The 14,498-nt window shown below is 38.7% G+C and carries 15 protein-coding genes; 1 reads left to right on the forward strand and 14 read right to left on the reverse strand.

Annotation, left to right across the window (positions count from 1 at the left end; all coding sequences use genetic code 11):
* Positions 1–48 precede the first annotated feature (48 nt).
* Positions 49–366, reverse strand: coding sequence for a DMT family transporter (locus ACZ5QH_RS18620; RefSeq protein ID WP_004723678.1), 318 nt, complete (start codon positions 364–366; stop codon positions 49–51).
* A 218-nt stretch (positions 367–584) separates the two neighbouring features.
* Between ACZ5QH_RS18620 and ACZ5QH_RS18625 the strand changes: the two genes are divergently transcribed.
* Positions 585–1,076: a DUF6985 domain-containing protein gene (locus tag ACZ5QH_RS18625; protein WP_004723679.1), complete on the forward strand. Its 492-nt coding sequence runs from the start codon at positions 585–587 to the stop codon at positions 1,074–1,076.
* Positions 1,077–1,126: 50 nt separating this feature from the next.
* Here the strand turns inward: ACZ5QH_RS18625 and ACZ5QH_RS18630 are convergent, their stop codons facing one another.
* The 13 genes from ACZ5QH_RS18630 to ACZ5QH_RS18690 all read right to left on the reverse strand — a co-directional run bounded on the left by ACZ5QH_RS18630 (position 1,127) and on the right by ACZ5QH_RS18690 (position 14,478).
* Positions 1,127–2,053, reverse strand: a complete 927-nt coding sequence (locus ACZ5QH_RS18630) for a copper resistance protein B (RefSeq protein ID WP_303577939.1) — start codon at positions 2,051–2,053, stop codon at positions 1,127–1,129.
* Entirely contained in the window at positions 2,040–4,019 is a 1,980-nt protein-coding gene (locus tag ACZ5QH_RS18635; protein WP_303577938.1) for a multicopper oxidase domain-containing protein, read from the reverse strand. The genes ACZ5QH_RS18630 and ACZ5QH_RS18635 overlap by 14 nt, the downstream gene beginning before the upstream one ends.
* Positions 4,020–4,074: 55 nt before the next feature.
* Entirely contained in the window at positions 4,075–4,485 is a 411-nt protein-coding gene (locus tag ACZ5QH_RS18640; protein ID WP_303577937.1) for a hypothetical protein, read from the reverse strand.
* A 409-nt stretch (positions 4,486–4,894) separates the two neighbouring features.
* Positions 4,895–5,581: a ribulose-phosphate 3-epimerase gene (rpe, locus tag ACZ5QH_RS18645; protein WP_034613857.1), complete on the reverse strand. Its 687-nt coding sequence runs from the start codon at positions 5,579–5,581 to the stop codon at positions 4,895–4,897.
* Positions 5,582–5,857: 276 nt separating this feature from the next.
* On the reverse strand, positions 5,858–6,982 hold the full coding sequence (locus tag ACZ5QH_RS18650) for a M48 family metallopeptidase (protein WP_303577936.1): 1,125 nt from the start codon (positions 6,980–6,982) through the stop codon (positions 5,858–5,860).
* Positions 6,983–7,002: 20 nt separating this feature from the next.
* Entirely contained in the window at positions 7,003–8,109 is a 1,107-nt protein-coding gene (locus tag ACZ5QH_RS18655; protein ID WP_303577935.1) for a YjgN family protein, read from the reverse strand.
* A 159-nt stretch (positions 8,110–8,268) separates the two neighbouring features.
* Positions 8,269–9,105, reverse strand: a complete 837-nt coding sequence (gene fghA, locus ACZ5QH_RS18660; protein ID WP_004817613.1) for an S-formylglutathione hydrolase — start codon at positions 9,103–9,105, stop codon at positions 8,269–8,271.
* A 122-nt stretch (positions 9,106–9,227) separates the two neighbouring features.
* Entirely contained in the window at positions 9,228–10,646 is a 1,419-nt protein-coding gene (locus ACZ5QH_RS18665) for a C13 family peptidase (RefSeq protein WP_303577934.1), read from the reverse strand.
* A 121-nt stretch (positions 10,647–10,767) separates the two neighbouring features.
* The gene (locus tag ACZ5QH_RS18670; protein ID WP_034613851.1) at positions 10,768–11,586 is read right to left on the reverse strand and encodes a class I SAM-dependent methyltransferase; all 819 of its coding nucleotides are present in this window, start codon (positions 11,584–11,586) and stop codon (positions 10,768–10,770) included.
* Positions 11,580–12,404 (reverse strand): undecaprenyl-diphosphate phosphatase, encoded by an 825-nt coding sequence (locus ACZ5QH_RS18675; protein WP_004817618.1) that lies wholly within the window; start codon positions 12,402–12,404, stop codon positions 11,580–11,582. The genes ACZ5QH_RS18670 and ACZ5QH_RS18675 overlap by 7 nt, the downstream gene beginning before the upstream one ends.
* A 32-nt stretch (positions 12,405–12,436) precedes the next feature.
* Positions 12,437–13,102 carry a tRNA (adenosine(37)-N6)-threonylcarbamoyltransferase complex dimerization subunit type 1 TsaB gene (gene tsaB, locus ACZ5QH_RS18680; protein ID WP_303577933.1) on the reverse strand — a complete coding sequence of 222 codons (666 nt, stop codon included), beginning with the start codon at positions 13,100–13,102 and terminating at the stop codon, positions 12,437–12,439.
* Positions 13,103–13,270: 168 nt separating this feature from the next.
* Positions 13,271–13,804 carry a gamma carbonic anhydrase family protein gene (locus ACZ5QH_RS18685; RefSeq protein WP_303577932.1) on the reverse strand — a complete coding sequence of 178 codons (534 nt, stop codon included), beginning with the start codon at positions 13,802–13,804 and terminating at the stop codon, positions 13,271–13,273.
* A gap of 59 nt (positions 13,805–13,863) precedes the next feature.
* Positions 13,864–14,478 (reverse strand): CoA pyrophosphatase, encoded by a 615-nt coding sequence (locus ACZ5QH_RS18690; protein WP_303577931.1) that lies wholly within the window; start codon positions 14,476–14,478, stop codon positions 13,864–13,866.
* Positions 14,479–14,498 lie beyond the last annotated feature (20 nt).

Raw genomic sequence — 14,498 nt, forward strand, 5'->3', positions numbered from 1 at the left:
AAAAAAGTGCTACCTCCTACAGAAATAGCACTTAAACATTTCAATAAATTAAGACGAAGAAAGTTTCATTAAAACTAAGCCAGAAACAATCAGTACAGCAGCGAACATCCGCATTGCTGTTGCAGGTTCACCCAAAATAAAAATACCAACCAAGAATGAGCCTATCGCTCCAATCCCAGTCCAAATGGTATAAGCAGTTCCCAATGGCAAAGTACGCATCGCATATGCCAATAGACCAAAGCTTAAAATCATGAAAAATAAGGTGACAATACTTGGTGTAAGCTTTGTAAAACCTTCGGACAATTTCATACTATATGCCCAAACGATTTCAAAGATACCTGCGAAAATAAGAAAAACCCAAGCCATGACCAGCTCCAAATTTAAATTAGAATCAGGCCGTCCTGACGATTTTTCTCAAATTGAGGGAGGTCGTTCCTCCTGAAGAACGCTAATTATATCAACTCATGTTGAGGAATTTATTAAAATTTACAAAATTTGACCTTTTTTACATTTCGAATAATTTTTTTTCATTAGGCTTACTTTATGATCAAGCATGCTAAATATAAAAATCAGGAATCAAAACCATGAAACATGATTATTGGGGTGATATCCACCCGAGCTGGGCTGGGTTTAGTTCAGAAACATTTTTTTCACATTGTTTTTTTAATCAAAATGCTGATCGGGAGATTTTCTTAGGGGAAGAGTTTGATGAAGATGGCGATGAAATCGAAGAAGCGCCCAATCTTGATCAACTCAACGCTTTTGCAAAAACCTACCAATTATTTATCAATAGTATTGAACAACATATTCAGACCATTCAGCAACATGCTTTTGAACGCTATCAAAAGCTTTATGCACATTATTATGAAAATCCAGAAAAATCAGGTGAGGCTGCATTGAATATTCAGGATGTGGAATCTCATAATCCTTATATTCAGACCATGTTAAATTTGCGTGTGAGTACACCCGATACCTTAACCCTCTCTATTCACTATGATTTAGATACAGAGCATGGAATGGAATTTAAATTTGTAAATAACCAGCTTGAACGTGTTGCTGGCATTGCAGAAACGTAAAAGGTCACTCCCAAAGAAGTGACCTTTTGCTTTATACAAAAAACGAAAGCTTAGAATCTAAAACGCAGACCTGCACCATATAACCAACCTGATTCGGAGTTAGTTGCAGTTTGCCATGCTGTCTCTTTGTTACCTTTAGAATATGCATAGGCCACACTTACATAAGGCATCACCTTTTTTGTGATTTCATAACGGGTTTCTAAACCTGTTTTAATACTGTTTAGGCCTGTTTTTTGGGCATAGCGTGAATCATCGCTAAAGACCACATTTAAATCTAAATAAGGCTTTAAAATCAGCTTTTGTGTCAATAATAAATCACGTTCAGTTTCTAGGCTAAATTCAACCCGACTGTCCTGTCCGAAATACAGATAAGCATCTGTTTCAAAAAAGTACTGCGCCAAGCCGTGTAAACCCAAAGCCGCATCTACACGTTCCTGATCAGTGGTTCGTTCAGGATTATCACTGTAACGCACACCCGCCTGTACATCCCAAAAATCAGCAATGTTACGGCTATAGAGGGCACTTAGATCATATTCTATTTTGTCTGATTCAGCCTTACTGGAGCTCCCTTTAATGAATAACTTATTTTCATCAGTACCTATGCGTAACTCTAAAGATGAATCTAAAGTACCTTTTCCATCTTCATCCAGCATCCAAGCATTATCAATAGTCACTCGCTGATAAACCTGCGCACCATGTTCTTTACGATGATCATGGGTACTATGTGAAGCTATGCTTTCCTCTCCCGTAGTGGTTGTAAGCGCTTGATGTTGTGTATGATCTACAGCATTGCTTTGCTCATCCAACTGATTCATTTTTGAATGATCAATGCTTGAATGATCAGTCACTACAGTTGGGTCTGTCGCAATACTCGCATCACTTTGCATCTGATGCCCTTCATGGGCCAAAGCCAAACCACTCAGCATAAGTAATGAACTTGCCAGAACTGATTTAGAAAAAAGATTAATGATTTGCATGTTCGTCTCCTTTCACTTCAGCCTTTTGAGTGGTATTTGTTGTTTGAACTGGCTGGGTGGACACTTTGCCATCACTCACATTGGCAACAATCAATTTATTCATCATCCCTGCACTCATGTGGTAGAGCAAATGACAATGGATTGCCCATTCACCCAATTCATCAGCGGTTAATAATGCTGTAACTGTTTTTGCAGGTGGTATAACAATGGTGTGTTTATTAGGCATATCCACAGCAGGCTGACCATTTTCCAATTGCATAAACATGCCGTGTAAATGCATTGGATGCGCCATCATACTGTCATTGATAAATTTAATTCGAATACGTTCGCCATATTTCACTTTGAGTGGCTCAGCATCACTGAATTTTTTACCATTAATTGTCCAAACATAACGTTCCATGGTTCCGCCTAAGCGAATCACCAATTCACTGGTGGCATCCCGAGTATCAGGTTGTGGGGTTAGTGATTTTAAATCACTGTATTGCAGTGCTTTATCTCCTTGCGGTGTCGATGCATTTGCCCAACCATAAACCACTTGATCATTTTTTTGCGCTGCCGATGAATTGCGATGCTGTGAATGATCCATACCCTGCATATCGTCAGCATTCATTTTTGAATGATCCATACCTTGCATATCGTCAGCATTCATTTTTGAATGATCCATGCCTTGCATTTCGTTGGCATTCATTTTTGAATGATCCATACCTTGCATTTCATTGGCATTCATTTTTGAATGGTCCATACCTTGCATAGCATCAGCATTCATTTTTGAATGGTCCATACCCTGCATATCGTTGGCATTCATTTTTGAATGGTCCATGCCTGACATATCACCCATACTCATCTTGGAGTGATCCATCCCTCCGCCACCATGACCTCCCATATCTTCCATAGTTAGCACAGCACGTGGACGAGCAGCAGGCATATGAATAGCAGCACTTTTTGCTGTTAATTCATTGTGGAGTGTTCCAATCGCAAATCCTGAACGGTCAATAGACTCTGCCTCAATCTGATAATGATTGGTTTTAGGTTCAACAATCACATCATAGGTTTCAGCAGTACCTATACGAAATTCATCCACAGCCACTGGCTTTACAGGCTGCCCATCGGCACTGACCACTGTCATTTTAAGCTGAGGTATACGTACATCAAAGAACGACATTGCCGATGCATTCACAAAGCGCAGTCGAACTTTTTCATTTGGCTTAAACAGACCCGTCCAATTTTGTTCAGGGGTTTTTCCGTTTACAAGAAAGGTATAACCTGTCACATCTGACATATCTGTTTTTAACATACGCATCTGATTCCACATTTTGCGATCAGACCACGTTGCTTTTAGACCATCACGTTGTAACTGTTTCCAAACATCCCCTAATGTTTCACGTCGATTTTGATAATATTCTGCGGAAACCTTTAGATTTTTTTGGATCTGGTCACTGGTTTGCTCATGAAAATCCGACAACATCACCACATAATCACGATCTGTGCGTTCATGCGCTGCCAGCGGTTTTTTATTCTTTGGATAAATCACTAAAGAACCATATAAACCATCCTGTTCTTGGCCTTTCGAATGGGCATGATACCAATAGGTTCCACTCTGACGAACTTTGAACTTATAGACAAATTCTTCGTTGGGTTTGATCCCGTTATAACCATTAAAGCCAGGTACACCATCCATAATGCCGGGCAATAATAGGCCATGCCAATGGATCGATGAATCCTGATTCTTTAAATTATTTTTAACTCGAATCACCGCTTCATCACCTTCTTCAAATTCTAAAAGTGGTGCGGGAAACTGGCCATTTACAGTAATTCGTTTTACCGGTTTACCTGTTACATTGACGATTCCTTCATCAATGCTGAGTTGATATTCTTTGATTGCGGCAATTCCCCAAGTTGAGGAAACCAAGCACAATGTCGCAACCAAGCTTTGAGCTAATCGCTTTTGAGATAACTGAATAAACATAACTTAACCTAAATTTTAACAAGCAACTTTGAATAAAAAAGTGTCTAAAATCAGATTAAGCTTTTGGAGGACGTAGGATTTCTTGCCAATGCCCTGCGAGGTGCTGAGCTTGGTAATTGATTTGATAGGCTTGAGTATTGTGCAGATGATCGGGTGCAATCAATTTGGGAATATCAGGATTGAACCAAACCACTGAAGATTGGCATGAGAATGCAGCACAGTCTAGGCATTTGCTCTGCTGCGTATCTTGAGATTGAACCTGTTGATTATGGCAATCTTTTAGATTTTGTAGCTGTTGCTCATGATTGAGATGCGAGTTTTGATCATTTTGTTTTTGTTGTATATCGGCACAGTGCTGTTTCATTTCTTGTACAACACTGTTTTTCATCATCGATTGATGTCCATCTAAAAGTGATGAATTCATCATTTGCTCATGTTGCATCACATTTACAGATGCAATAGACACACTGCTCCAGCCTATGGCAAAAACCATAAGACAAACAAACCAAAGCTGTTTGTGCAGTTGTCTAAACAAAACTAAAACCTATGTTTTAATCTATGATGAAGTTAAGAGCATAGCCAATAATGACGAGTTTGGCAAATATCACGTGGAAAGATTGCCAATATCACTGAATAATTTTCCATCACCTTCACTTTGAATAAAAAATGAATAATTAAATCGATGAGTAGCGGACTATTCTTATTAAAAAAGAGCTCATTTGAGCTCTTTTTAAACAAAAATTGCATGTCTGATAAACGATTGATCACGCTTTGATTAATCTATACCCAGCTTATCCATATGCTTATCAACATGGTTATCCATATAGTTATCATCAAAGTTATCCACAATTCACACAATACATTTGTGGAAAAGTTTAAGCCGAAACTTGTCCAACTTTTGCTAACTCAGCGCGCATTTCGTTAATCACAGCTTGATAATCAGGCTTACTAAAAATTGCCGAACCAGCAACAAACATATCAGCTCCTGCTTCAGCAATTTCACGGATATTTGCTGGGCCAACACCGCCATCAATTTCTAAACGAATGTCACGACCTGAAGCATCAATAATTTTACGTGCCTCACGTAATTTATCCAAAGTGGTAGGAATAAATTTTTGACCGCCAAAGCCAGGGTTTACACTCATTAAAAGCACTTGATCCACTTTATCTAAAACATAGTCGAGATAATGCAAAGGTGTTGCTGGATTAAACACCAAACCTGCTTTAGCACCACCATCTTTAATCAATTGTAATGAACGGTCGATATGATGCGTTGCTTCAGGATGAAAAGTAATAATATCTGCGCCTGCTTCTAAGAAATCACCAATCATACGATCAACAGGTGAAACCATAAGATGCACATCAATCGGAGCTTTGATCCCATATTTCTTTAATGCCTTACATATACCCGCACCAAAAGTTAGGTTTGGCACATAGTGGTTATCCATGACATCAAAGTGGACAACATCTGCACCAGCTGCCAATACATTTTCCACATCTTCACCCAGACGGGCAAAATCAGCAGATAAAATTGAAGGTGCAATCAGATATGGCTTGGACATGAAACAACCTGGCAAAGATAAAAATTTTTCCCATTATAACAAACTTACCCTATTGGGTTGTTTTAAAAAGCAACAGTTTTACTTATCTTGCTCATTTATCAGGTCAGAGCAATCAATCTGGTTGAATCAGCGGCTGCCTATTACTTGATGATATGGGTTTTAAAGAGTGGTCTGATCTTTGGAGAAAAATACAAAAATAAAGGGCTTCATTAAGCCCTAGATCCAGTCACCGCCACCTTGCACAATCTATAGATAAACATCGCTTATCTATACTGTTTAAGGTTTAGCCTGTTGTTTTTTCTCAAAATCACGAACCATTTTAATGCGTTCTTCAGTTGCAGGATGTGAAGACAAGGCATCAAAAATCTCTAAAGAGCTCTCTTTTTCACTAGACTCATTTTGAGATTGTTTTTTATTTGGGTCAGTTTTTTTATCAGCTTCATCCGTTTTGCCTGCCTGCTTTGGTTTTTCTTCCAGTGCAGTTTCATCACTTAAGCGTTGTAAGAAATTCGCAAAATGAGACACTTCAATGCCTTTACGATCCATCAATTTCAGCGCATACATATCCGCCTCAGCTTCAAATTTGCGTGAATAATTCGCACCAATCATCGCGGCAGGTAACGAGGTCAATAGGTCTGAGCTGTCTCCCGTCATGGCAATATACAACACACTCAACCCCAAACTGGTCAAGCCTTGTTGTAAGCTATGCCGTTCCACCAAATGCCCTTGCTCATGTGCCAATACACCTAAAATCTCTTGATCACTATGCGCCATTTCAATCAGTTCATCGGTGATAATAATCGTATTGTTAGGTAAAGCCACTGCATTAGCGCCCAATCGCCCACCTTCACGGAAGACCAATTTTGCTGGTCTGCCTTCAGCGATAGTACTTAGATATTGCTTGGAAATTTGATCTTTTTGACCTTGTGCCAAATGACTAGGATTAGTCCAATTGTTCAATACATATTTTTCTGCTTCATCGCCTAATTTATTCAAACTATTTTCAGGCAGCTGAAAAGCAACATAATGTGATGCTGCTGGAACACCCCATTTCACTAAAGCAAAAACAAAAGCCACCACAAAGATGATACTGAATACAATTAAACTTGGAGAACGTTCTAATTTCCAGATCGAATGCTGAACATTTTTAGTCCCAAAATTAAACCATTCTGGTAAAGCCCCCTGGAACTCAATCCGTGCATCATCTTTAAGCTCAATCGCAGGATTTAATTGCCCCAGTGCGCCAATTAATTCCATATCGCGATATGCATAACGGCGTTGATGTTCTAAACGTTCACCATACTGAATCAGTACCTCGGACTCAGATTGAGCGGAAAGTTGGGCATGGTGTGGTTTAGACACCACACCATCATAGAAAATGACTTCTATTGGTCGTGACATAAATTATTCAACTCATATCATTATAAAGAAATATCAATGTCGAAGATGTCACTAATTTCTTCAGCTAAAGCACTTTGCTCTTGCTGTGCAAGATTCATCATTTGATCTGGATCATCATGCAAAATTAAACTCATCGAATCAACTTGATATTTGTGAATACGAATTGCCGCCCATGCAGACATTAAACCAATACTTAATATTTTAACCAGCCAATTTGATGCCACAATCCATGCATAACGCCATTGATTACAATCTGTTTTAAATTGACTGCTTCCAACCGTTGTATTGTTCCATGTGGTAATAAAAATACGTGCCGCGATCAATGGATAAATAAACAATCCTGCCACAGCGTACATCGCAAAGACACCAAAGATAAAAAAGTTTGGCGTATACCCTGCAATAAAACCGATAATACCGAAATAAATAATGCCAAATGCCAGCATGATTCCAAAAGACATAAAAATTGGAATGTAAACTGCCGCCATATAAGCTGACCAATCAGCATTCAATTTAAAATCCAACTGCCCTGCATATAAATGATCGATGTAGTACTTCTTATACAACCAGATCGCAACAGGAGCAAATATTCCTAAACTAAAAATATAAATTAAGATACTGAGAAAAAAGACTTTATAGGATTCTTTTGTAGTTCCCGCAAAATAAAACCGACTGTTGCCGAATTTACTGTTTCTTGCGGTAAAGCGCATTGTTGCACGGATAAGCCATGGCACTGCTGCATACAGCACCACTAAACCAACCACCGTCGCAATCATGGAATACTGCGAGGAAATTGAAAAGGCGGCATAAATACCCAACGCAATCAAACGTCCAACTAAAATTTTGGTAGGAATACCAGTAAAGTCAAAACGTCTTTTAAAGAATTCAGTATTACCATAAAAATAACGTAAACGACGTACTTTCGCCCAAGGCGCGTACAAACTTAAGGTAATGATGGTCAATAAGATATTCACAATCCATATACCAAAATATTCCATCGCATCGCCGTGAAATTTAAAACGGTGAATTCTAGGATATTGCTGGTCTGCGGGCTGCTGTATTTCTGGTGGTTTAGCGCCTTTTTCCAAATTCAAATGACTCGGAAATGGAGGCGGTATTTGTTCTTGCATATTCTTCTCTTTATTTAAATTATTTGATGACAATCTAAAATGATATGAAATAAAAAACCTCAAAAAGCAGTTTATATTTTTTCTGCACTGAAAGAAATAGAGTAAAAGCAAACAACGATTTACTTTTACTCAAAATTCAGTTTTTGTTCGACGATTCAATTATTTTTGTAGTTGCAAAGCATGAAATTGTAAATGGTCATCAATAAAACTTTGAATGAAATAATAACCGTGATCATAACCTTCATGAAATCTTAATGTGAGTTTTTGCCCAACTTTATGACAGGCTTGTTGGTATTTCTCAGGGTTCAATTGACTATAAAACTGATCTTTTATACCTTGATCGATAAGCACTTCGTCAAATAACTGACCTTTAGAAAGTAGTAATTGGGTCGCATCATGCTTTGCCCATTCAGACTGATCAGCGCCTAAATAGTGTGAAAAGGCTTTTTCACCCCAAGGACATTCTGTTGGTGCACAAATCGGGGCAAAAGCTGATACTGATTTAAAATAATTTGGATATTTCCAAGCCAGTGTTAATGCCCCATGCCCGCCCATACTATGACCAAAGATTCCCACAGCTTCAGATTGAATCGGTAAACTTTTTATTAGCAATGGATAAAGTTCATCTACTATATAACTTTCCATCTGAAAATGTTCAGCCCAAGGTGCTTGAGTTGCATTGAGATAGAATCCTGCACCCTGCCCCAAATCCCATGAATCACCTTGTGCAACCTGTTCACCACGAGGTGATGTATCTGGTGCGATCAAAATTAGACCAAGCTGAGATGCTAAGCGCTGTGCATGTGCTTTGATAATAAAGGTTTCTTCCGTACAGGTCAGTCCCGCTAAATAGAATAATGCAGGACATTTCTGCCCTTTTAATGCTTGAGGCGGAAGATATGTCGCAAACTTCGTTGCCCCTTTTAAATAATTTGACTGAATTTGATAAATTCTTTGTTCACCATCAAAACAGATATTTTTACTTAAAAGTTCCATCAGCGCATCGCTCCACATTTTGATCTTTAAATTGTTTAGGTCTACCGTCTTATAACATCAACAGATTCAACTCAATATAAATTAAAGCGCTTTTGCTTTCGCATTTAAAGCGCCGTTATTTATCATGGCTTTTGTTGTGTATCCAGTTTTACATTTTGGGTTTGCGCAGTAGTAATAACGCCTTGTTGTGGAAATAAATGTTGTTCTAACTGCGGTAACATCATTTCCATATTTTTCCCAATCACCCATTGCGGTTCAGATGGATCAAAGCCTTGTGCATTTTCCCATTTCGCAACTGTTTCAGTCGCTTCTTTAAATGCAGCTTTGAGAGAATCTTGTTCACGCATTGCCTGATCAAAGAAAGCACGGCCAAAATAAGTATAATCAGCTTCATTTGAACAACCAAATGAGGCGCGATCTGCTGCAGAAGCAGTAATAATCAAGGTATCTGGTGATTGGAGTGCTGAAACAAAGCTACCTGAATAACAGGCTGAAATTACGATCACTTTCCAACGAATACCTGATTTATCGAGGGTTTCTCTTAACCATTTTGGGTCAACATCATCCAAATTAATCGGTTCATTTTCGAGTTCAAAACGATTAGGCAAGCCATGAGAAGTCATATAAAGAAACAATACATCACTTTCGCGATTCATTTGTTGACCAATACGGCGTAAAGCCAGATCTATACTGGTTCTAGAAGCAATTGGTGTATCTTTAATGCTTTGTGGATTATTGACCAACTCAACAGAGCGTCCAAAGGTTCCAAAACGGGTATCAAATTGTTCTTTAATTCGATCAATTTCAAATTTAAACACGTCTTGATAACTTGCACCAGCAACGCCTAAAAAATACCAATGCGTTTGTGCAAACTCACCAAACTGCACCTGTTCCAAGGCTTTATTGAGTAAATGACTTTGTGCATAAAAAGCACTTTCGCTAATACTTGGAGGAACGTCTTCTACTTTCCAAATCGGCTGTTCCTTAATCGAGACCTGCCAAGTAAACAAAGTGGCTACAGTCGCAAACATGATCAAGGCACGTTCCCACCACGGCCATTGTAATTCTCTTGAAAATACCCACACCACAGCAAGGCTTTGCCAAATAAACAAAGCAAAAAACAGCAGTGGGATCACATCGTAAGTGAAATAAGGCAGCAGATCTTGATTGCCTAAATATTGCAGCAAGCATTGAAACAACATGATGTGCGTATCAAGTACCAGCCATAACAGTGCTGGAACCAACATCAAACGTGGATTATTGGTCCGTTGTGATAGGAAAATCCCCACAATCAAGGCAATAAAAGGCCACAATGCGTAGCTGACTAGACCTTGTCGATTAAAAACACCACCATCACCGGCAACTAACCAGCTAAATAGTGTATTTGCACCTGCACCCAACAGTCCCCAAAAAATCAATTGAAGAATCGATGGACGAACAATTTGTAAAGACTTTCGCGAACCTAAGAATAACCAAATCCCTGCACGTTGGTTACTTTTCAAATCATGCCAAAAGTTAATCGAGGGTTTAAGATCTATCATAAAGATTCTGTTAAGGCAGTGGCTTCAATCAGCCTATCTAGTTTAGGCTTGGCTAAAAAATTATCAATGTTTGATTTAACTATATATCAATAATTCGACTATTATTGAAACAGTTACCAAATTACTCAATAAGATTGCTGTTAAAATAGGCATCAAAACGACAAGCATCACCTTGCCATTGATGATCAGTTGCCTGATCATTTAAAAATACAGCCAGTCTAGGACGTTTTACCACAACTCGCTTGGCAATTTTCCGTGCTAAGACTAAAAGATGATCACCTAAATCCATTTCACCATCTTCAGGTAAAAGCATGTGTAAGAGCTGCATTTGCTTTTTCACTTGTGCCTGTTTTTTAATGGCTTGCTGATTTTGATCCCGCTGCGGAAACATCGGATCTAAATAAACAACATCGACAGTTTGATGCGTGATGATCAATTGTTGTAAATATTCAGCTGAATCAGAAAAAACCAAATCAATACGCTCAACAACTTTGGCTAAAAACGGATCGTTTTCCAGCTGTTTTTTTGAATCTTCCAGTAAAGTAAATAAAATTGGATGACGTTCAATCAGGGTTACTTTCGCCCCTAAGTGTGCCATCAATAATGCGTCATGTCCTAGACCAGCAGTTGCATCAATTAAATTGGGTTTTTCTGAAATATTACATGCCCGTGCAATCATTTCAGATTTTAAAGTTGCACGTTTTAAACGTGGGATCTCAGCTTTCCAATCAGGCTGCATTTTCATGCCATTGGCACACAGGCTTAACCCTTGTTCATCAACACACAAGGCAAGTTCAGGGTTCAGTCTTAAAAACCGTGCATTGAGTTTTTCAATCGTTGCAATGTTTACCACGACACCACGTAAAGAAAGCACAGTTTGGTAGGACTGTGCTTTCTCAAAAAATGTGGATTCAGTAAATAAGCGAATTTCGCTTACCATAATTTCCAACCTGTTAATGCAAACAATAAAATCAACAAACCAGAAGCAATACGATACCAAGCAAAGACCATGAAATCACGCTTAGAAACATAAGCCACCAAAACACGGATCAAAATTAAAGCAGAAACAAAAGAAACAATTAGCCCCACAAAGAATACGGTCCAATCTTGAGTTGTTTCATAAATATGGTAATTTTTAAAAAGATCTAATAAGCCTGCACCAACAATAACAGGTATACCGAGGAAGAACGAAAATTCGGTTGCAGCCTTACGCGATACACCCAGCATCATGCCGCCAATAATGGTTGCACCTGAACGTGAAGTCCCTGGAATAAGCGCCAACACCTGAATTAAACCAATATAAATTGCTTCTTTAATCGAGATATTTTCCACTTCAACCGCATTGACTTTTGGTGGATTTTTTTCAACCCACCAAATGATTAAACCACCGACGATTAAACCAATCGCCACAGAAATATCATTAAACAACAACTCTTTTACGATATCACCAAAGGTTAAGCCAACCAGCATAATTGGAATAGAAGCTGCAATAATACTGACGCCAAGATGACGCCCTTTCGGCTCACCTGAAAATAGACCGATTGCTGCGCCCCAAAGCTTGCCCCAATACTCATAAATCACCGCAGCGATTGCGCCCATTTGAATAGCAACGACAAATAAGTCACTCTTTTCTTTGGTCCAGAAATTCATGAGCTCAGATGCAAGAATTAAATGACCTGTACTTGAGATAGGTAAGAATTCGGTAATACCTTCAACAATACCCATAATGGCTGCTTTGAGTAGCAGTAAAAGATCCATTGTGAAATCCTAAAAATTAAAGCGAAAAACGATTATGGTTTACCTTGTTCTGGAATTTTCTTCCATGCATTATCACGTAAATATACAGGTAAAGCCTGTTCTGCACTGAACCATTGCTTTTGCAGTGCATTTTGACGCGCAATTGTGGCGATATCATTGGCAGAAGCAATAATCTGCTGAAACGCGATTGCCTCAACATTCACCAAAGCTGAACCTGAACCGATCAAGGTATATTTTTGATATTCTGCAGCGTGTTGATAGTCTAATAATTTTTCTTCGTCTACAAGTTGCATAATGTTATTTTGGTCAAGCTTAAAACTTGCCATATAAACTTCTTGCATACGTGCATCTAAAACTGCGGTGACTTCAGTCAATTGGGCTTGCTGATAAGCAGCTTGCGCCAACGCTTGCAAGGTTGAAACTGGAATCACAGGAATATCATTTGCCCAGGCTAAGGCTTGAGTCACTGCGGCATTGATACGTACACCACTAAATGAACCTGGTCCACGGCTAAATGCAATTGCAGTCAAGTCTTTACTGGAGATTTGATTTTGCTCAAAACCATGCTCAATCATCGGCAAAATGGTTTGAGTTTGTGCTTTTGCTCGCGTATCAAGTTGAAAATAGAGTGTTTGAGTTTCATCAACAATCGAAACGGAACACTGCTCATTGGCAGTTTCCAATGCCAGCAATTTCATGCACAACCTTACTGTGTTAAAAATGCTGCCTATGATACTCCACTCATTTCAATAGCGCGAGGGCTTAGAGATAAAGCCTGCTAGATAAAATCCATTAGATCAAAATAATCCATAAAAATGCCAAGACATTGTGCTTGGCATTTAAGTGATAATTTTAAAACCACGACTTTAATCAAATTTAAATTCTTCTAAATCAATAAAATTCTTGTAATGGTCAGCATAGTGCAAGGCACTCATTTTTAATAAATTCTCCGCATTCTCATCCAAAGTTCGCACGACTTTACCCGGTGAACCCACCACCAAGGAATTATCGGGAATAACTTTACCTTCTGGAATCAAACTATTTGCACCGATGATACAATTTTTACCAATCACAGCATGATTTAAAACCACGGCATTAATACCAATTAGACTGTTATCACCTATCGTACAACCATGCAACATGGCTTGATGCCCAATGGTTACATAATCACCAACGGTTAATTCAATCCCTGTATCTGTATGTAAAACGGCATTTTCCTGAACATTACTAAAATTCCCAATATGAATTTTGGCATTGTCAGCACGAATGACTGCACCAAACCAGACACTGACTTGTTGCCCCAGTTCAACCTGACCAATCACTGTCGCATTATCCGCAATCCAACCATCAAAAGGTGCATGCAATGCTTTTGGCACAAAACCTTTAAATTTATACATCATGGTATTACATTCCTTTGAGATATTTTAAGAGCATTGGTTTTGATCATAGCTTTTCAGCATTATTTTTTATTGAATATCTGTGATTTAAAAGATGGCGAGTTCAATAAAAACGGCCAGTTTTTTTGATAGTCCAAACCATATTTAAATAACGAAATCAGAATTCTGGCGGTTAAACCCCAAATGACTTCGTTTTCAATTCTTAGACTGGGAAAATACACCGATTGATGTGCCAAACGCACCTCATAAGGAATAGGCTGTGATTCCATCATTTTTTTAATCGGTGCATAGAATATACGATCAATTTCACTCGGCTGAGCAATCAACTGAATATCTGGAGGAATTAATCCAACTACAGGTTTTACTGTCAATCCACTTTTCGCCCGTTCCATGGGTAAATCACCAATCAGCTTGACATCAAAGGGATTGAGTGCGGTTTCTTCCCATGCTTCTCGCAAAGCCACAACGATATTACTGGTATCATTTGGATCGCGTTTCCCGCCTGGAAAGGAAACTTCTCCAGCATGATTTGATAAGTAGGCAGAGCGTCTCGTCAGTAAAATTTTAGGATCAGCTTCTTGAGTAATTGCAATCAGTACTGCGGCATTGGCCGGGTAGGTTCTTTTGCCAAAACGTAATCGATTTTGCAACACTTGGGTTAGCTCATCATCCTTCATTGATCTCACTCTATCTTTTT

This window comes from Acinetobacter sp. Ac8, assembly GCF_055392545.1.